At 71.2% G+C, this 18597-nt stretch carries 16 protein-coding genes; 12 read left to right on the top strand and 4 right to left on the bottom strand.

Annotation, left to right across the window (positions count from 1 at the left end; all coding sequences use genetic code 11):
* Positions 1–120 precede the first annotated feature (120 nt).
* Positions 121–909 carry a VOC family protein gene (locus PV682_RS06225; RefSeq protein ID WP_319724810.1) on the top strand — a complete coding sequence of 263 codons (789 nt, stop codon included), beginning with the start codon at positions 121–123 and terminating at the stop codon, positions 907–909.
* 108 nt (positions 910–1017) lie between these two features.
* Here PV682_RS06225 and PV682_RS06220 read toward each other — a convergent pair whose 3' ends face one another.
* Positions 1018–2235 (bottom strand): LacI family DNA-binding transcriptional regulator, encoded by a 1218-nt coding sequence (locus tag PV682_RS06220; RefSeq protein WP_319724808.1) that lies wholly within the window; start codon positions 2233–2235, stop codon positions 1018–1020.
* A 119-nt stretch (positions 2236–2354) separates the two neighbouring features.
* Positions 2355–3302 (bottom strand): multicopper oxidase domain-containing protein, encoded by a 948-nt coding sequence (locus tag PV682_RS06215; protein WP_319724806.1) that lies wholly within the window; start codon positions 3300–3302, stop codon positions 2355–2357.
* 179 nt (positions 3303–3481) lie between these two features.
* Here PV682_RS06215 and PV682_RS06210 point away from each other — a divergent pair, with 179 nt between their 5' ends.
* A complete protein-coding gene (locus tag PV682_RS06210) occupies positions 3482–5938 on the top strand; it encodes a ThuA domain-containing protein (RefSeq protein WP_319724885.1) in 2457 nt (818 codons plus the stop codon).
* Positions 5938–8139 carry an OmpL47-type beta-barrel domain-containing protein gene (locus tag PV682_RS06205; RefSeq protein ID WP_319724805.1) on the top strand — a complete coding sequence of 734 codons (2202 nt, stop codon included), beginning with the start codon at positions 5938–5940 and terminating at the stop codon, positions 8137–8139. The genes PV682_RS06210 and PV682_RS06205 overlap by 1 nt, the downstream gene beginning before the upstream one ends.
* 34 nt (positions 8140–8173) lie before the next feature.
* Here PV682_RS06205 and ligD read toward each other — a convergent pair whose 3' ends face one another.
* On the bottom strand, positions 8174–9184 hold the full coding sequence (gene ligD, locus PV682_RS06200; RefSeq protein ID WP_319724804.1) for a non-homologous end-joining DNA ligase: 1011 nt from the start codon (positions 9182–9184) through the stop codon (positions 8174–8176).
* A 64-nt stretch (positions 9185–9248) separates the two neighbouring features.
* On the opposite strand from ligD, the gene PV682_RS06195 reads away from it, so the two are divergent.
* Positions 9249–10322: an ATP-dependent DNA ligase gene (locus PV682_RS06195; RefSeq protein ID WP_319724883.1), complete on the top strand. Its 1074-nt coding sequence runs from the start codon at positions 9249–9251 to the stop codon at positions 10320–10322.
* Between the two features lie 86 nt (positions 10323–10408).
* Positions 10409–11383 (top strand): DUF3048 domain-containing protein, encoded by a 975-nt coding sequence (locus PV682_RS06190; RefSeq protein WP_407705607.1) that lies wholly within the window; start codon positions 10409–10411, stop codon positions 11381–11383.
* Between the two features lie 12 nt (positions 11384–11395).
* Here PV682_RS06190 and PV682_RS06185 read toward each other — a convergent pair whose 3' ends face one another.
* Positions 11396–11890 carry a MarR family winged helix-turn-helix transcriptional regulator gene (locus tag PV682_RS06185; protein ID WP_319724801.1) on the bottom strand — a complete coding sequence of 165 codons (495 nt, stop codon included), beginning with the start codon at positions 11888–11890 and terminating at the stop codon, positions 11396–11398.
* Positions 11891–12084: 194 nt separating this feature from the next.
* On the opposite strand from PV682_RS06185, the gene PV682_RS06180 reads away from it, so the two are divergent.
* The 7 genes from PV682_RS06180 to pcaDC are packed head-to-tail and all read left to right on the top strand — an operon-like array spanning position 12085 to position 18574.
* Positions 12085–12840, top strand: coding sequence for a CoA transferase subunit A (locus PV682_RS06180; protein ID WP_319724799.1), 756 nt, complete (start codon positions 12085–12087; stop codon positions 12838–12840).
* Positions 12840–13484 (top strand): CoA transferase subunit B, encoded by a 645-nt coding sequence (locus tag PV682_RS06175; RefSeq protein ID WP_319724797.1) that lies wholly within the window; start codon positions 12840–12842, stop codon positions 13482–13484. Before PV682_RS06180 ends, PV682_RS06175 begins: the two co-directional genes overlap by 1 nt.
* On the top strand, positions 13481–14683 hold the full coding sequence (locus tag PV682_RS06170; RefSeq protein ID WP_319724795.1) for a thiolase family protein: 1203 nt from the start codon (positions 13481–13483) through the stop codon (positions 14681–14683). The genes PV682_RS06175 and PV682_RS06170 overlap by 4 nt, the downstream gene beginning before the upstream one ends.
* 51 nt (positions 14684–14734) lie before the next feature.
* Positions 14735–15508, top strand: a complete 774-nt coding sequence (pcaH, locus tag PV682_RS06165) for a protocatechuate 3,4-dioxygenase subunit beta (protein WP_319724793.1) — start codon at positions 14735–14737, stop codon at positions 15506–15508.
* Positions 15508–16104 (top strand): protocatechuate 3,4-dioxygenase subunit alpha, encoded by a 597-nt coding sequence (gene pcaG, locus PV682_RS06160; RefSeq protein ID WP_407705606.1) that lies wholly within the window; start codon positions 15508–15510, stop codon positions 16102–16104. Before pcaH ends, pcaG begins: the two co-directional genes overlap by 1 nt.
* Positions 16101–17456, top strand: a complete 1356-nt coding sequence (gene pcaB / locus PV682_RS06155; protein WP_319724791.1) for a 3-carboxy-cis,cis-muconate cycloisomerase — start codon at positions 16101–16103, stop codon at positions 17454–17456. Before pcaG ends, pcaB begins: the two co-directional genes overlap by 4 nt.
* Positions 17453–18574: a bifunctional 3-oxoadipate enol-lactonase/4-carboxymuconolactone decarboxylase PcaDC gene (gene pcaDC, locus PV682_RS06150; RefSeq protein ID WP_319724789.1), complete on the top strand. Its 1122-nt coding sequence runs from the start codon at positions 17453–17455 to the stop codon at positions 18572–18574. The genes pcaB and pcaDC overlap by 4 nt, the downstream gene beginning before the upstream one ends.
* Positions 18575–18597: the final 23 nt, after the last annotated feature.

Raw genomic sequence — 18597 nt, 5'->3', positions numbered from 1 at the left:
ACGTTTGATCAACGGCCGATCAACGGGCCGGTGCGGGGGCCGGGCGGGGTGTTCGGGGGCGATTGTCAGTGGGCGGTGCAAGACTCGGCAGGGCAGGGGTTCCTAGCGAGGAGGCTGGCGATGCTCACCACACGATTCGTCGAGGGCGCACCGAACTGGATCGATCTCGGGACGGCCGACATCGAGGGGGCGAGCGCGTTCTACGGCGCGCTGTTCGGGTGGCGGTTCGTGTCGGCGGGGCCCGAGGCGGGCGGGTACGGGTTCTTCCAGCTCGACGGGAAGACCGTGGCGGCCGGGATGCGGACGGGCGAGGAGCAGGGGCCGCCGTCGTGGACGCTGTACTTCCAGACGCTGGACGCGAGCGCGACCGCGCTGGCCGCCGAGAAGGCGCACGGCAAGGTGCTGGTCCAGCCCATGGAGGTGTTCGGGCAGGGCACGATGGCGATCCTCGCGGACGAGGCGGACGTGCCGTTCGGGCTCTGGCAGCCCGCCGCCCTGCCGGGGCTCGACGTCGTGAACGAACCGGGGTCCCTGTGCTGGGCCGAGCTCTACACCGCCGACATCGCCGCTGCCGCCGCGTTCTACCACTCCGCGCTCGGCCTGGAGACCTCCGCGATGCCGTTCCCCGGCGGTACGTACACCTGCGTCAACCCCAAGGACATGGGCGACGACGCGATGTTCGCCGGCTTCGTCCCCCTCTCCGACGCCCCCGACGAGGACAGCGCCTACTGGCTCCCGTACTTCGAGGTCCCCGACACGGACGCGGCGGTCGCGACGGCGGTGGAACGGGGCGGCAGCGTGCGGACTCCGCCGGTGGACATGGAGGGCGTCGGGCGCTTCGCGAAACTGGCGGACCCGTACGGGGCACGCTTCGCGGTGATCACGAGCGCGACGCCGGTGGAGGGGTGAGGCGACGGGGGGCGTCGTGAGGGACGCGGGGCTGCGGGGCCGGTCTCGCCTTGGCCGTGCCGGTCGGCCCCAAGCGGCTCGTCCCGTGCGGAGTCCAGGAGTTGGTGCTCAGGCCGAGGCCCTGCGGATCAGCCTCGTCGGGAGGACCACGCTGCTCAGGGGGACCTCGGTCGTCGACGGGGTGCGGGCGAGGCGGTTCAGGAGGAGGCGGGCCATGAGGCGGCCCATCTCCTCGATGTCCTGGCGGACGGTCGTGAGGGGCGGGTCGGCCTGTTCGGGGATCGGCAGCATGTCGTCGAAGCCGATCACCGCGACGTCCTCGGGCACCCGGCGCCCCTGTTCCCGCAGGACGCGCAGCGCACCGGACGCCGTGAGGTCGTTCGCGGCGAAGACGGCGTCGAGGTCGGGGCGTCGGGCGAGGAGTTCCCGCATCGCGTGTTCCCCGCCGGTCGGCGTGAAGTCGCCCTCGGCGAGGAGCGCCGGGTCGGTGTCGCCCATGACATCGAGGTACCCGTCGAGCCGGTCGACCGCGGAGGTCTGGTCGAGGGGACCGGTGATGTGCGCGACCCGGGTACGCCCGAGGCCGACGAGGTGACGTACGGCAGCCTGGGCGCCACCCCGGTTGTCGCTGTCGACGTAGAGGGTGCCGCCTCCGGGACGCCGCCCCGCCGCACGCTCACCGCCCGCCTCACCGGCGTACACATCCCGCTGCCGCGTACCGGCGAGGCGGCCGGCGCCCGGATACCCGGCGTCCCGCGGACCCGCACCGCCCACCCCCTCAACCACGACACGACCGCTTCCACGCACCCCGTCGCTCACCCCGTCCGCCCCGCCCCGCCCCTCCACGTCCCACCCCGGTCGCCCCCCGATCACCATCGGCACCCCGGCCCCCTGGAGCAGCGCCGGCAGTGGATCGTCGAGGTGCAGGGAGAACACCAGGGCGCCGTCCACATGCCCGCCCGCCAGATAGCGGGCCACCCGCGCGTGGTCGTCCCGGCCCTCCGTCAGGAGGAGGACGAGTTGGTTGTCGTGGGCTGTCAGCTCCTTGCTGATGCCGCGGAGTTGGCGGCCGAAGAAGGGGTCGGCGAAGACGCGGGTCTCCGGTTCGGCGATGACGACGGCGATGGCGTCGTGGCGTCGGGTGACGAGGCTGCGGGCGGCCTGGTTCGGGACGTACCCGAGTTCCTCGACCGCGCGGCGGACGCGTTCGACGAGGGGTTCGCGTACCCCGTCGCCGCCGTTCACCACGCGGGAGACGGTCGCCCGCGACACTCCGGCCCGCGCGGCCACGGCCTCCAGAGTGGGGCGCGGGGCGGTGTCCGTCACGTCGTCTCCTCCAGGGCCGGTCTGCGGTCCAGAGTAGTCACCGCGCCCGCGCCCGGACTCAACAGCCCCCCCGACAGAGGGAAGTTGCCCCCTTCCGGCGGCCTCGTCCCGTACCGCCCTCAGTGCTCGTGTCCCTCCCCGTGCCCGTGCTCGTACCCGGGAATGGTCCCGTCCGTCTTCTTCACGAGGAACAGCCCCACCATCCCCATGTCGGAGTGGCTCTGGACGTGGCAGTGGTACATCCAGGCGCCCGCGCCCACCCCTTCCCCGGCGATGACCTGGAACCCGAACGAGTCGGCGGGTCCCACGATCTTGTTGTCGATCACGCGAGTGGGGTCGTCAGGGCCGGTCAGCAGGCCCGTGCGGTTGTCGGCCCAGCGGTGCCCGTGCAGGTGGAACGTGTGGTAGTACTCGCCGTGCGTGATCATGACGAACTCGACCCGGTCCCCCACCGTGGCCTCGAAGTCGGGCCCGGAGTGGGCGGGCCGGTTGTTGATGAGCATGTCGTTGAAGACGATGGTGTGGGTCGCGTCGGGCAGGACGTCGCCCTTGCGGCGGACGACGACCGGCCCGTACAGGCCCTTCCGGATGCCGACGGTGCCGTGTTCCGTGCCGACGACGTGGTCGTGGTAGTGCCAGTACCCGGCGCTCCCGGGCCGCCAGGTGCCGTCCGCGCGGCGCCCGGGGAGGTGCGTGCGCCAGGTGTAGGTACGGGTCGCGCCGGGGGCGACGTCGCTGTGGTTCATCTTCGTGCCGTCGCTGGTGATCTCGTAGTCGAGGCCGTGGACGTGGAGGCTGACGGGTACGTCGAGGGTGTTCTCGAAGGCGATGTGCGCGGTGTCGCCCTCGTACAGCTCGATGAGCGGGCCGGGGACGGTGGCCTTGCCCTTCTCGAAGCCGTAGCCGAGCTGTCCGTCGGGGAGTTTCTCGGCGTACATCGTGAGGTGGCGGACCGTGCCGCCGGGAGGCGCGGCGGCGGCGCTGCGGGCGGTCGGTGCGAGGCTCAGCGAGGCGGCTGCGGCAGCGCCTCCGAGCAGGGTCCGTCGATCGAAGCCGCGTCCGTCCACGCCTCAACTCCCCGTCGTGAGAAGGGTTGCCTGTGATGAACCTGTGAGACGGTACCGACCTTGAGGCTGTTTATCCACACTCAGGACAAAGTTCGAGGTATTCCGGCCTTAGGTGTTGGCGAACGGCACAAAGGGGTCTAGCTTCCTTGGCGCTGTCCGCCGTGACCGAGGAGGTGCCCGTGCACTTACGAGGATCGAGCACGAGAAGACGGATCTGGCTGGCCACCGGGGTGGTCGTCGCGGGGCTGCTGTCCGCGCCGGCCGCCGCGCAGGCTCTGCCACCCCCGACAACGCTGTCGGTGAAGTCGCCCCCGGGCGGCGCGGATGTGAGGGTGCTGGTCTTCTACGGTTCGGCGGCGGCCGGTGACGAGTCGCCGGTCGTGAACGCGGGGATCGCGGCGATCGAGCGGATCGGCCTGACGGGTCCGGCCGACCAGCGGTTCGCGGTGGACGCGACGGACGACGCGCGGATCTTCACCGACGGTACGGCGCTGGGGAGTTACAACGCGGTCGCGTTCCTGACCGGGGGCGGCGACGTCCTCGACCCGGACCAAGAGGCCGGTCTTGAGGCGTACATGGAGGCGGGCGGCGGTTTCCTCGGCGTCCACGACGCGGCGCGCGCCGAGCCGTACTCGGACTGGTTCACCGGCCTGATCGGCGCCCGCCCGGCCGCGTCGAGCCCGACGGCCGTACAGCGCGCGGTCGTCGAGGTCGGCGACCGGCAGCATCCGGCGACCAAGGACGTGCCGGTGCAGTGGAAGCGGGCGGACCGGTGGTTCAACTGGGCGAAGAACCCGTCCGGCGAGGTGCACACGGTCGCCCGGGTCCGCGAGCGGTCGTACCAGCCCGGCACGGGGGCAGGCGGCGCCGATCACCCGGTGAGTTGGTGCCGTGACTACGACGGCGGCCGGTCCTTCTACACCGGGATGGGCGGGACGGTGTCGTCGTACGACGAGACCGAGTTCCGGGCGCATCTGCGCGGCGCGCTGCTGTGGACGACGCGGCTGGCGCAGGCCGACTGCAAGGCGACCATCACCGCCAACTACCGTGCGGAGCGCCTGACTCAGCCGAACCAGCCGGGTCAGAACGACCAGATCGGCGAGCCGCACGGGCTGGTGACCGCGCCCGACGGACGGGTGCTGTACATCGGCCGGGGCGGCGCCGACTCCTCCCAGCCGGTGGTCACCGACTGGAACGACCCGGCCATCGGCAAGGGCAAGGGCGAGATCCACGTCTACGACCCGAAGACCAAGAAGGTCACTCTGGCGGGGGCGTTGACGGTCTTCGGCAACAAGGGCGGCGGCGACGAGCTGGTCAAGGTCGAAGAGGGTCTGCTCGGCATCGAGCTGGACCCGCGCTTCGAGGACAACGGCTGGGTGTACCTGCACTACACGCCGCACTCCCGGCTGAACCGGGACACACGGATGGCCGAACGCCGCGTCTCCCGCTTCACGTTGGACCTCGCGACGAACAAGCTGGACCTGGGCAGCGAGAAGGTGCTCCTCAACTGGCCGGTGCAGGTGCACAGTTGCTGCCACGCGGGCGGCGGGATGTCCTGGGACTCTAAGGGCAACCTGTACATCGCGACCGGCGACAACAACTCCAGCCAGTTCAGCGAGGGTTACTCCGGCAACAACCCGGCGCCGAACTACAAGGGCGTCTCCTTCGCGGACGCGCGCCGCACCGCCGGGAACACCAACAACCTCAACGGCAAGATCCTGCGCATCCACCCGGAGCCCGACGGCACGTACACCCTCCCGGCGGGCAACCTGTTCACCGGCAGGGAGACCGCCGAGGGCGGCGGCAAGACGCGCGGCGAGATCTACGTGATGGGCGTCCGCAACCCGGCGCGCATCTTCGTCGACCAGCAGACCGACATCCTGTACGCCGGGTGGGTCGGCCCCGACGCGGGCGCCCCCTCGACGACGTGGGGTCCGGCGAAGTACGACACGTTCGCCGTCATCACCCGTGCGAGCAACCGGGGTTGGCCGTACTGCATGGGCAACAAGCAGCCCTACCGGGACCGCAATCTGCCGGACCCGTCGAAGCCGCTCGGCTGGTACGACTGCGACCACCCGAAGAACGAGTCGCCGAACAACGACGGGCTGGTCAACCTGCCGCCGGTCACCGGCAACAACATCTGGTACTCCCCGCAGGGCGGCGCCCCGGACTATCCGCGCGACGCGAACGGCATCCCCTCCTACCAGCAGTCGCAGGCCACCTACCTGCTGCCGTGGCTGAAGGGCGGCGGCCAGGCCGCGATGAACGGCCCGGTCTACCGCTACGACGCGGCGAGCACGAGCACCGCCAAGTGGCCGTCGTACTGGGACGGCAAGTGGTTCGTCGGCGACTTCTACGACGCCGACCAGCCGCGCAACGCGGTCGTGATGGACCCGGCGAACCAGGGCGACGGCGGACTCCCCGTGCACTCCGAGTCGCTGAAGAAGATCGTGCCGGTCGGCAACGACCGCATCAAGAACCTCATGGACTGGAAGTTCGGTCCCGACGGCGCGCTGTACGTCCTCGACTACGGCCGGGGGTTCTTCACCTCCGACGCCAAGTCGGCGCTGTGGAAGGTCGCTTACACGGGCGGCGGGCCGACGCCTGCCGCCGGGCAACTGGCGCGGGGGTGGTGATGGTGAAACAGCAACAACGACAACGGCAGCGCCTGTGGACGGCCCTGCTGGCGGCCGTACTGATGGTGCTGGGGCTCCAGGCCCTGCCCAGCAGCGCACGCCAACAGGCCGCGCAGGACCAGGTGTTGACCTGGACGGCCGGTGACGACATCACGAAGTACACGTCGGCGCCGAAGACCGCCGTGGCCGGAAAGGCGACGATCGTCTTCGAGAACAGCGCGGCGACCGGCAACACGACGGGCATGCCGCACACGCTGACGTTCGTGACGAGCGACCCCGAGTTCAACGGCGACGTCCAGCTCAACATCCTGGCCAACCCGTTCGACGACACGGGAGGCCGGCACACCGCCGAGGTGACCCTCACCTCGGGCCGCTACTTCTACCACTGCACGATCCCCGGCCACGGCCAGATGCAGGGCATCCTCGTGGTGACCGAGGGCACCGGCGAGGACACAACGGTCCCTGAGACCGATGCCGTTGTGTCAGGCACGCAGAACGCCCAGGGCGAGTACGTCGGTTCGGCGAGCGTCGCCATCACCGCGACGGACGCGGGATCGGGCGTCGACCGGATCGAGTACGCGATCGGCGCCGAGGACGTCTGGCGGCCGTACACCGCGCCGATCGTCGTCGACCAGGTGGGCCAGTACAGCGGACGCTACCGGGCGTTCGACAAGGCCGGGAACGTGTCGGCCGAGAAGAGCGTCCGCTTCACGGTCGTCGCGCCGCAGAGCGACGACACGACCGCGCCGGAGACCTCGGCGACGGTCGGCGGCGAACAGCGGCCCGACGGCTCGTACATCGACATGGCGACCGTCACCGTCACGGCGTCCGACACCGGTTCGGGCGTCAACACCATCGAGTACGCGGTGAACGACGGGAGTTGGCAGGCGTACACCGCGCCCGTGATGGTGCACCAGCTCGGCGCGCACACGGTCCGCTACCGGGCCACCGACAAGGCGGGCAACGTCTCGGCGGCGAAGTCCGTGCAGTTCACGGTGGTTGCCGCGCCCGCGCCCGACAAGGTGCCGCCGGTGACCGGTGCGACCGTCGCCGGGACGCGCAACTCCGACGGCGCGTACGTCGGTTCGGCGCGGGTCACGGTGAGCGCGACGGACGAGGGCGGTTCGGGGGTCGACCGGATCGAGTACTCGATCGACGCCGGGCCCTATCTGGCGTACGGGGCACCCGTGGTCGTCGACCGGGCGGGCACGCACACGCTCGCCTACCGGGCGACGGACCGGGCCGGGAACACGTCGGCGGCGCGGAACGTCACCTTCACGGTCGTCGGGAGCCAGGTACCGGCGCCCAACTGCCCCGAGTTCGACGAGCGGTTGACCGTGATCGTCGGGACGGTCGACTCCGGCGTGCCGAACCGGCTCACGGGCAGCCGGTGCAGGATCAACGAGTTGATCGAGGACGAGAAGGAGTGGACGTCCCACGCGCTGTTCCTCAAGCACGTGAAGACCGTCCTGGACGGGCTGTTCGGGAGCGGGGTGGTCGACGAGCGCGAGTACGACGCGATCGACGCGGCGGCCCGGGAGTCCGGGATCGGCACGCCGGGCCAGACCGAGGGCTACCGCACGATCATGGACGGGACGGCGGGTTCGTTCGCCAAGTGGCAGCAGGTGGGCGGCGGTTCGTTCGCGCTGAACGCGGACGGCTCGATCACCAGCGGCACCACCCGGGCGGGCCTCGGCATGCTGTGGTTCCCGCAGCGCACGTACGGCGACTTCTCGCTGCGCCTCCAGTGGCGTGACGACGCGCCGGGCACCGCGAACGCCAACTCCGGTGTGTTCGTGCGGTTCCCGTGGGTCCACGACCACCCCGAGGAGTCGCGCCCGGAGTGGGTGGCCATCAAGTACGGGCACGAGATCCAGGCGTTCGACTCGCCCACCGGCGACCTGTACAAGTCCGGGTCGGTCTACGGCTTCGACCGGGTCGGGCTCGCCGGGGCGCAGGTCACCCAGAAGGGCACCTGGAACGACTACGAGATCCGGGTGGTCGACCAGCACTACTCGGTCTTCCGCAACGGCGTGCTGATCAACGAGTTCGACAACATCGGCGGCCAGGTCTTCGAGCCGCCGCGCGGTGACGATCCGGGGACCGACGGCCGGCGGTACGCGGCCGGGTACATCGGGCTCCAGGTCCACGGGACGACCGACGTCGTGTCGTTCCGGGACGTCAGGATCAAGGAGTTGTAGCCACCAGGCTCAACTCCCGCTCTCTGAAAGGCCGTTATTCGGTACGGGCTCGGCTCGGCTGGACCCGCTTGGGCTCCCCCGGCATCTTGGGGTACTCGGGCGGGTACGGCAGATCGCCGAGCCCGTGCTCGTGCTCGTCCCGGCGCGCCAGCTCCAGCAGGGCGTCCAGCGAGAACGCGTGATCGTCCATGTCCGCGTGCACGTCGCCGAGTTCGGCGAAGCGCGCGGGCATGGTCGCGAGGTCGAAGTCCCGGGGGTGCGCGTCGTCCAGCTCGTCCCAGCGCAGGGGCGCGGAGACGGGGGCGTGCGGGTGGGGGCGTACGGAGTAGGCGGAGGCGATGGTGCGGTCGCGGGCGGTCTGGTTGTAGTCGATGAAGATCCGCTCCCCGCGCTCCTCCTTCCACCACTTGATGGTGACGCGGTCCGGCATCCGGCGTTCCAGCTCCCGCCCGACGGCGATCGCCGCGCGGCGGACCTCGGTGAACGTCCAGCGGGGTTCGATGGGGACGAAGACGTGCAGTCCGCGCCCGCCGGAGGTCTTCGGCCAGCCGCGCAGCCCGCCGAACTCGTCGAGGACGGCCCGCAGTTCGTGGGCGGCGCGGACCGCGTCGGCGTAGTCGGTGCCGGGCTGGGGGTCGAGGTCGATACGGAGTTCGTCGGGGTGGTCGACGTCGGCGCGGCGGACGGGCCAGGGGTGGAAGGTGAGGGTGCCGTACTGAGCGGCCCACAGGACGGCGGCCTGTTCGGTGGGGCACATCTCGTCGGCGCTGCGTCCGCTGGGGAAGGTGATGTGGGCGGTGGGGATCCAGTCGGGCATGTTCTTGGGGGCGCGCTTCTGGAAGAAGTTCTCGCCGGTCACACCGTCGGGGTAGCGCTCCAGGGTGGTGGGGCGCTCGCGCAGGGCGCGCAGGATGCCGGGGGCGACGGCCTGGTAGTACCTGGCGAGGTCCAGCTTCGTGAATCCGCGCTCCGGGAAGAACATCTTGTCGGGGCTGGACAGCCGTACCGTCCGTCCGCCCGCTTCCAGCTCGACCGCTTCTCCCATGGGGCCACGGTAGGCGAACCTCACATATCAGGCATTTCATCGCATGAAGAGCGAGACTTCCTCCATGGATCTGCCGGTGATGCCTCCCGTGAAGCCCATGCTCGCCAAGTCCGTGGCGAAGATCCCGCCGGGCATGCAGTACGAGGCGAAGTGGGACGGTTTCCGCGCGATCGTGTTCCGCGACGGGGCCGCCGTCGAGTTGGGCAGCCGGACGGCGAAGCCGCTGACCAGGTACTTTCCCGAGCTGGTGGCGGCGCTGAGGGAGCGGTTGCCCGAGCGGTGCGTGCTGGACGGGGAGATCGTGATCGCGCGGGGCGGGCGGCTGGACTTCGACGCGCTGACCGAGCGCATCCACCCGGCGGACTCCCGGGTCCGCACGCTCGCCGAGCGCACCCCGGCGTCGTTCGTCGCCTTCGACCTGCTCGCGCTCGCCGACACGGCCCTGCTGGACGTCCCCCTGAGCGACCGCCGCGCCCTCCTGGAACGCGCGCTGGCCGGAGTGAGCGCGCCCGTCCACGTGGCCCCGGCGACGACCGACACGGCGGTGGCCGCGCGCTGGTTCGAGCAGTACGAGGGCGCCGGTCTGGACGGCGTGATCGCCAAGCCCCTCGCGCTGCCGTACCTCCAGGACGAGCGCGCGATGTTCAAGGTCAAGCACGAGCGGACGGCGGACGTGGTCGTCGCCGGGTACCGCTTCCACAAGAGCGGCCCGGTGGTGGGTTCGCTGCTGCTGGGCCTGTACGACGGCGAGGGCACCCTCCAGCATGTGGGCGTGTCGGCGTCGTTCACGATGGCCCGGCGCGCGGAGCTGGTGGCGGAGCTGGAGCCGCTGCGGATGGCGGACGCCTCGGGGCATCCGTGGGCGGCCTGGGGCGACGCGGCGGCGCACGAGGCGGCCAGGCTGCCGGGGGCGCCGAGCCGCTGGTCGGGCAAGAAGGACCTGTCGTGGGTGCCGGTGCGGCCCGAGCGGGTCGCCGAGGTGGCGTACGACCACATGGAGAACGGCGTCCGATTCCGCCACACGGCCCGCTTCCGCCGCTGGCGCCCGGACAGGACGCCGGAGAGCTGCACGTACGCGCAGCTGGAGGAGCCGGTGGGGTACGACCTCGGGGAGATCCTGGGGACGCCCGCCACCTGAACGGCGTAACAGATCGAGCCTGATCGCTTTTGATCGGGTATGGCCACCAGCGACCTCTTCGGCGCACCCTTTAGGGATACGGACTGGTGGCACCCGTGGACATCGCACGATCGAACCCGAAACACCCGGCGCGTACGGCCCGCACGGCCGCGCTCCTGCTGACCGCGACCCTGACGACGGCCCTGGTGGCGGGCTGCACGACCGCCCCGCGCGCGGGCGACGACGCGTTGAACGGCTCCCTCAAGCCCCGCGCGCGCACCGGCCCCGTCCTCGCCGTGAAGATCGACAACGCGCGCCCCGCACGCCCGCACACGGGCCTCGACGCGGCGGACGTCGTGTACGTCGAGCCGGTCGAGGGCGGCATGAGCCGCCTGATGGCGGTGTACGCGACGAAGCTCCCCCGGGCGATCGGACCGGTCCGCAGCGCGCGCCAGTCGGACCTGGAGCTGCTGCGCCAGTTCGACCGGCCGGTGCTCGCGTTCTCGGGCGCCCAGCGCAAGCTGCACCCGCTGATCGACAAGGCGCCGCTGAGGGCGATCGAGCCCGGTGAGGTGTCCGGCGCGTACTACCGGGGCCGCGCGAAACCGGCGCCGCACAACCTCTACCTGCGTCCCGACCGGCTGGTGCGCTCGGCGCCGGGGGCCGCCGCGCTGGAGGCGACCGGGTTCCGCTTCGGGCCCGCGCCCGCGGGAGGGCGGGCGGCCGGCTCCCGCACGGTGCGCTACCCGGCGGCGCGGTTCACGTTCACCTGGTCGGCGGGCAGGGGGCGCTGGCTGGTGCGGATGGACGGGGCGACGGCCCGGCGGGTGGCCCCGGCGACGGTCGTCGTGCAGTACGTGAAGGTCCGCAGGAGCCGCTTCCACGACGTCCTCGGCAACCACACGCCGTACCCGCAGACCGTCGGCTCCGGGCGGGCGGTCGTGCTGCGCGGCGGGCGGGCGTACGACGTCGTCTGGAAGCGGCCGAGGGCGGCGGACGGGGCGCGGTTCACCACGCGGGACGGGAAGAGCGTGAACTTCGCGCGCGGGCAGGTGTGGGTGGTGTTCGCGCGGGCGTCCTGAAAGTCAGCGGGGTCAGCGGGTGCTCTGCGGGTCGGGGGCGGCGGCCTCGCGCGCGTACGCCGGTTCGCCGGGGTGGCGGAGGTTCTCCGCCGCGTCGGCGAGCCGCTGGACGAGCGCGAAGAACAGAGCCTGTTCGGTGACCGACAGGGGCGCGAGGAAGACCTGGTTCATGCGCGCCGTACGGACGGTCAGCTTGCGGTGGACGCGTACGCCCTCCTCGGTCGGCCGCAGCAGGGAGCGGCGGCCGTCCTGCGGGTCGCGGACCTTGTCGATGAGCCCGCGCCTGCCCAGCCGGCTGATCACCTCGGCGATCGTCGACCGGTCGAGCCCCACGCGCTCCCCCACCGTCCGCTGGTCGAGGCCGGGCTCGGCGACGAGCGTGTTCAGGACGGCGAACTGCGGGGAGGTGGTCTCCTCCGAGACCATCGTGTTCCACAGCAGGTAGTGGGCCTGCTGGAGCCGCCGGGCCAGGTGCCCGGGGTGAGTGGTGAGGTCCACCGCGCCCATGGAGACTCCCCTCGTCGAATTCGTTGGTGCACTGAACGATACCCGCACGGTCCACTCGCTGTCTTTACGCTCCGCACACGCTCTGCCTGCTTCAATGCAAGGGTCTTGACGGTCGGCCGTCGCGGTGGGAGCGTGAGGACATCCTCGCTGAAATGCTCAGTGTGCTGAGCAATGGGAGAGATGGGGCTCGACGGATGGACAAGGTGGTCGCCACGGCCCGCGAGGCGGTGGCCGATGTGGGTGACGGCGCGTCGCTCGCGGTGGGCGGGTTCGGACTGAGCGGTGTACCGACCGTGCTGATCGACGCGCTGTTCGCACGCGGGTCGGGCGGGTTGTCGGTGGTCTCCAACAACTGCGGCGCGATGGAGTCCGGGCTCGCGGTGCTCCTCGCGGCCGGGCGCATCGCCCGGGTCACCGGGTCCTACATCGGGGCCAACAAGGAGTTCGCGCGCCAGTACCTCGCCGGTGAGCTGGAGGTCGAGCTGATCCCCCAGGGCACGCTGGCCGAGCGGCTGCGCGCGGGAGGTGCCGGGATTCCGGCCTTCTTCACCCCGGCCGGGGTGGGCACGCAGGTCGCGGACGGCGGCCTGCCGTGGCGGTACGACGGCGAGGGCGGTGTCGCCGTGGCCTCGCCGCCGAAGGAGGTGCGGGAGTTCGACGGGGTCGAGTACGTCCTGGAGCGCGGCATCCGCACCGACTTCGCGCTGGTGCGCGCGGCCAGGGGCGACCGGCACGGGAACCTCGTCTTCAACAAGTCCGCGCGCAACTTCAACCCCCTCGCGGCGATGGCCGGACGGATCACGATCGCCGAGGTCGAGGAGCTGGTGGAGCCCGGCGAGATCGACCCGGACGCCGTGCATCTGCCGGGGATCTTCGTCCAGCGCGTGATCGCGCTGACGCCCGAGCAGGCCGGTGACAAGAAGATCGAGCAGCGGACGGTGAGCAGCTGATGGCCTGGACACGCGAGGAGATGGCCGCGCGGGCCGCCCGCGAGCTGCGGGACGGGCAGTACGTCAATCTGGGGATCGGGCTGCCGACGCTCATCCCGAACCACCTGCCCTCCGGCGTCGAGGTGATCCTGGAGTCGGAGAACGGCATCCTCGGGACCGGCCCGTACCCCACCGAGGACGCCGTCGACCCGGACCTCATCAACGCCGGCAAGGAGACCGTCACCGTCCTGCCGGGGGCCTCCTTCTTCGACTCCGCGCTGTCCTTCGGGATGATCCGGGGCGGGCACATCGACGTCGCCGTGCTGGGGGCGATGCAGGTCTCCGCCGGCGGGGATCTCGCCAACTGGGCCATTCCCGGGAAGCTCATCACCGGGATCGGCGGGGCGATGGACCTCGTGCACGGGGCGCGGACCGTCATCGTCGTCATGACGCACACGGCCAAGGACGGCTCGCCGAAGATTCTCGAACAGTGCGCCCTGCCGCTGACCGGCAAGGGGTGCGTGAACCGGGTCATCACCGACCTGGGGGTCCTCGACGTCACCGGGGACGGGCTGGTGCTCGTCGAGACCGCTCCCGGAGTGACGGCCGAGGAGATCGTGGCCAAGACCGAGGCCAAGGTGATCGTGACGGAGGGTCTGGGATGAAGGACGTCTACATCGTCGACGCGGTCCGTACGCCCTTCGGGCGGTACAACGGAGGGCTGGCGAGCGTTCGGCCCGATGATCTCGGGGCGCATGTGATCCGGGAACTGCTCGGGCGTACGCCTGAGTTGGATCCCGGGCTCGTGGAGGACGTGTACTTCGGGAACGCGAACGGGGCGGGCGAGGAGAACCGGAACGTCGGGCGGATGGCCGCACTGCTCGCCGGGTTGCCGGTGAGTGTGCCCGGGGTGACCGTCAATCGGCTCTGTGCGTCCGGGCTGGAGGCGGTGGTTCAGGGGGCGCGGGCCATCGCCGTCGGGGACGCGTCCGTCGTTGTCGCCGGTGGGGTGGAGTCGATGACCCGGGCGCCGTATGTGCTGCCCAAGAGTGATCGGCCGTTCCCCGCGGGCAATGCGGAGTTGTACTCGACCACGCTGGGGTGGCGGATGGTCAATCCCCGGATGGCGCCCGAGTGGACCATTCCGCTGGGGGAATCGGCCGAGTTGATCGCCGACAAGCACAAGATCACGCGTGAGCAGCAGGACGAGTTCGCGTTGGGGTCGCACCGGAAGGCTTCCGCCGCTCGGGAACAGGGGTTGTTCGACGTCGAGTTGGCCGGTGTTCCCGTTCCTCAGCGGAAGGGGGACGACGTTGTCTTCGGGGCGGACGAGTGTGTTCGGGAGGATGCTTCGCTGGAGGCCATGGCCAAGCTGAAGCCGTCGTTCCGGAAAGAGGGTGGGCGGGTTACTGCCGGGAGTTCTTCGCCGTTGAACGACGGGGCGGCTGCGGTGTTGCTCGTCGACGAGGAAGGGCTTCGGCGGACCGGGCGTGAACCCCTTGCGCGGGTTTCGGGTGTCGGGGTCGCCGGGATCGCGCCTCAGTATTTCGGGTTGGCTCCTGTCGAGGCCGTCCATCGGGCGTTGGGCAAGGCCGGCAAGGGGTTCGGGGATCTGGATGTGCTGGAGCTGAACGAGGCGTTCGCCGCGCAGGTGTTGGGGTGTGTGGCCGAGTGGCCCGAGTTTGATCCGGCGGTGCTCAATCCGCAGGGCGGGGCTATCGCCATCGGGCATCCGTTGGGGGCGTCCGGGGCTCGGCTGGCGGGGACGGTCGCCCATCAACTGGCCCGGAAGGGGAGGGGGGTCGGGGTTGCCACGTTGTGCATCGGTGTTGGGCAGGGGCTCGCGGTCGTGCTTGAGCGATAGGTCCTGCCTGGTCAGACACACGCCCCTGAAAAAACACTCGGAGCCTGTCCCATGACTCTTACCCAGCATGACATCGACCTTGAAATAGCCGCTGAGCATGCCGCTTATGAGAAGCGGATCGGTGACGGGGCTCCCGTCGAGCATCATCCCCGTCGGGACTACGCGCCTTACCGGTCCTCCGTCCTGCGGCATCCCAAGCAGCCCCTTGTCGCCATAGACACCAGCAAGGACCCGGAGTTGGTCGAGCTCTCCTCCCCCGCCTTCGGGGAGCGGGACATCACCGAGATCGACAACGATCTGACCCGGCAGCACAACGGCGAACCCGTCGGGGAGCGGATCACCGTGTCCGGGCGGGTGGTCGACCGGGACGGGCGGCCCTTGAGGGGGCAGCTCGTCGAGATCTGGCAGGCCAACTCCGCCGGGCGGTACGCGCATCAGCGCGAGCAGCATGACGCGCCGCTCGATCCCAACTTCACCGGAGTCGGGCGGACCCTGACCGACCAGGACGGGGTCTACGAATTCACCACCATTCAGCCGGGCCCTTATCCCTGGCGGCAGCATGTGAACGCGTGGCGGCCCGCGCACATTCACTTCTCCCTGTTCGGGAGCGCGTTCACCCAGCGGCTCGTGACGCAGATGTACTTTCCCGCCGATCCACTGTTTCCGTACGACCCGATCATCCAGTCCGTCACCGACGACGCCGCGCGGCAGCGGCTCGTCGCGACGTACGACCACGGGCTGTCGGTGCCGGAGTTCTCGATGGGGTACCGGTGGGACATCGTGCTGGACGGGCCGCGGGCGACGTGGATGGAGGAAGGGCGCTGATGAGGATCGAGACGGGTGAGGCCGTGCTTCCGACGCCCTCGCACACCGTGGGGCCGTTCTACGGGCACGCGCTGCCGTTCCCCGGCGGCGGCGAGATCGCGCCGGTCGGGCATCCGGGGACGATCACGCTCCAGGGGTACGTGTACGACGGCGAGGGCACCCCCCTGCCGGACGCGCTGCTGGAACTGTGGGGCGCCGACCCCGAGGGCAGGGTCCCGCAGGTGGACGGGTCGATGCGCAGGGACCCGGCGACCGGCGGGTTCCTGGGGCGCAACGGCGTGGAGTTCACCGGGTGGGGCCGGGTGCAGACCGACAGCAACGGGCACTGGTCGGCGCGGACGCTGCGCCCGGCGGCGCGCGGGGCGAGTGCGCCGTACGTCAGTGTGTGCGTGTTCGCGCGCGGCCTGCTCATGCACCTGTACACGCGGATCTACCTGCCGGGCGACGAGTCGGCGCACGCCGTCGACCCGCTGCTGACGCGGCTGGAGCCCGAGCGGCGCGGCACGCTGGTCGCCGCCGAGGAGGGGCCGGGGTCGTACCGGTTCGACGTACGGCTCCAGGGCGAGGGCGAGACGGTCTTCCTGGAGTTCCGGTGAGCGACGAGGTGGGTGGCGGGGCGAGCGGCGAAGTGGGCGACGACGGCCTGCTCGCGCCCGGCTGGACCGGCTCCCCGGCCGCAGCCGCGACGAGCGACGCCGCGTACCTGCGGGCCCTCCTCGACGCGGAGGCCGCACTGACCCGCGCGCAGGCGGCGCTGGGCCTGGCGCCCGCCGAGGCCGCCGTCGCCGTCACCGAGGCGGCCGACCCGGCGCGTTTCGACGTGCACGCCCTCGCCGAGCGCGCCCGCGCGGGCGGGAACCCGGTGATTCCCCTGGTCGCCGACCTCACGGCGGCGGTCGGCGCGCGGTACGGGCCGTACGTGCACCGGGGTGCCACCAGCCAGGACATCCTGGACACCGCCGCGATGCTGGTCGCCGCCCGCGTCCTCGACCTGGTCCTCGCCGACCTCGACCGGACCGCGCGGGCGCTGGCCGGCCTCGCCTCGGCCCACCGTGACACGGTGCTGCCGGGGCGTACGCTCACGCAGCACGCCGTGCCGACGACCTTCGGGCTCAAGGCGGCCGGGTGGCGGGCCCTGGTGCTCGACGCGCGGGACCGGCTGGCCGGCGTCCGGCAGTCGCTGCCCGTACAACTGGGGGGTGCGGCGGGGACGTTGGCGGCGTTCACCGTGTACGGCGCCGGGGACGTGATGTCTCTGCCCGGGGTCTTCGCCTCCGAACTCGGGCTTCGGGAGCCGGAGTTGCCCTGGCATGTGCTGCGGACGCCGGTCGCGGATCTCGCCGGGGCGCTGGCGTTCGGCGCCGGGGCGCTCGGGAAGGTCGCCGTCGATGTGCTGGCGCTGTCGCGCACCGAGGTCGGGGAGGTCGCCGAGGGCAGCGGGGGCGGGTCGTCCGCCATGCCGCACAAGGCCAACCCCGTGCGGTCCACGCTGATGTCGGCCGCCGCCCGGCGCGCGCCGCAGCTCGCCGCGACACTGTACGGGGCTCTCGTCGCCGAGGACGAGCGGCCCGCCGGGGCCTGGCATGCCGAGTGGGAGCCGCTGCGGGATCTGCTGCGGGTCGTCGGCGGGGCCGCGCGGGACGCCGTGGAACTCGTCGCGGGGCTGCGGGTGTTCGCCGAGGTCATGCGGGAACATCTCGGGCTCACGCACGGGTTGATCGTGTCCGAGCGGCTCGCCGCCGAGCTGGCCGTCGTCCTCGGGCGGGGGCGGGCCAAGGAGTTGTTGTCGTCGCTTGCTCGGCGGACGTACTCCGAGGGGCGGTCGCTTGCCGACCTCCTGGCCGACGAGGCCGAGTTGAAGGGGCTCGATCTTTCGGACCTCGCTGATCCCGTCCGCTACACCGGGCTTGCCGGTGTTCTCACCGATCGCGCGTTGGAGCGACGTTGACCGAGAAGCTGCTCAACTACCGTGCCGAGGGGTCGGCTTCGGCTCCGGCGTTGCTGCTCGGGCCGTCCGTGGGGACCTCGTACGCGTTGTGGGATCAGGTCGCGCCCGAGTTGTCGGTGACGCATCGGGTCGTGCGGTGGGATCTGCCCGGGCATGGCGGGTCCGCGGCGGAGTTGGTGTCTGCCGGGGCGAGTATGAGTGAACTCGCCGCGCTCGTCGTGCGGTTGGCCGACTCCCTGGGGATCGAGCGGTTCGCGTATGCCGGGGTGTCCATCGGTGGGGCCGTCGGGATGCAGTTGGCCCTGGAGTATCCCGAGCGGGTCTCCTCGTTGGCCGTCATCTGTTCCTCCTCGCATTTCGGTGGGGCCGCGCCGTGGGAGGAGCGGGCCTCGCGTGTGCGGAGAGAGGGGACGGAGTGGCTGCTTGAGAGCACCGCCGGGCGGTGGTTCGCCGGGGAGTTCCGGGTGCCCGCGTTGTTGCGGGACCTGGCCACAGTCGACTCCGGCGCGTATGCCGCTTGTTGTGACGCCCTCGCGTCCTTCGACGTGCGGGAGCGGCTCGGGGAGATCCAGGCGCGGACCCTGGTCATCGCCGGGCGGGAGGATCCGGCCACCCCTCCCCCGCATGCCCGCGAGATCGCCGACGGGGTGCCCGGGGCGACGCTCGTCGAGATTCCCGGGGCCGCGCATCTCGCGCCCGCGCAGTGTCCCGGCGCCGTGTCGAGTGCGCTTCGTGCGCACCTCGGGGGTGCGGCCGGGCCGGGGATGGCTGTGCGGCGGGAGGTTCTCGGGGACGCGCATGTCGATCGGGCCCAGGAGCGGCAGTCGCCGTTCACCGCGCGGTTCCAGGACTTCATCTCCCGCTATGCGTGGGGGGAGATCTGGACCGACCCCACGCTGTCCCGGCGGGAGCGGAGCCTTGTGACGCTGACGGCACTCGTCGCGCACGGGCACTACGACGAGCTGGGGATGCATGTGCGGGCCGCCCGGCGCAATGGGCTGACGCCGGAGGAGATCGGGGCGGTGCTGTTGCAGACGGCCGTGTACTGCGGGGTGCCCGCCGCGAATTCGGCGTTCGCCGTGGCGCAGAGGGTTCTGGCGGAGGAAGAGGCGGGGTGAAGGGCCCCGGGAAGGGCCCCTGC

This window comes from Streptomyces niveiscabiei (assembly GCF_033794345.1).
In the GTDB taxonomy this organism is placed as follows: Bacteria; Actinomycetota; Actinomycetes; order Streptomycetales; family Streptomycetaceae; genus Streptomyces; species Streptomyces niveiscabiei.
Note: the sequence above shows the minus strand (reverse complement) of the source record. Positions and strands in the feature narration are given on the sequence as shown.

Coding starts and splice junctions, on each gene's coding strand:
- PV682_RS06225 (WP_319724810.1), top strand. CDS start 121: ATGCTCACCACACGATTCGTCGAGGGCGCACCGAACTGGATCGATCTC.
- PV682_RS06205 (WP_319724805.1), top strand. CDS start 5,938: ATGGTGAAACAGCAACAACGACAACGGCAGCGCCTGTGGACGGCCCTG.
- PV682_RS06185 (WP_319724801.1), bottom strand. CDS start 11,890: ATGGGCGCGGTGGACCTCACCACTCACCCCGGGCACCTGGCCCGGCGG.
- pcaG (WP_407705606.1), top strand. CDS start 15,508: ATGAGGATCGAGACGGGTGAGGCCGTGCTTCCGACGCCCTCGCACACC.
- PV682_RS06195 (WP_319724883.1), top strand. CDS start 9,249: ATGGATCTGCCGGTGATGCCTCCCGTGAAGCCCATGCTCGCCAAGTCC.
- PV682_RS06175 (WP_319724797.1), top strand. CDS start 12,840: ATGGCCTGGACACGCGAGGAGATGGCCGCGCGGGCCGCCCGCGAGCTG.
- PV682_RS06170 (WP_319724795.1), top strand. CDS start 13,481: ATGAAGGACGTCTACATCGTCGACGCGGTCCGTACGCCCTTCGGGCGG.
- ligD (WP_319724804.1), bottom strand. CDS start 9,184: ATGGGAGAAGCGGTCGAGCTGGAAGCGGGCGGACGGACGGTACGGCTG.
- pcaH (WP_319724793.1), top strand. CDS start 14,735: ATGACTCTTACCCAGCATGACATCGACCTTGAAATAGCCGCTGAGCAT.
- PV682_RS06180 (WP_319724799.1), top strand. CDS start 12,085: ATGGACAAGGTGGTCGCCACGGCCCGCGAGGCGGTGGCCGATGTGGGT.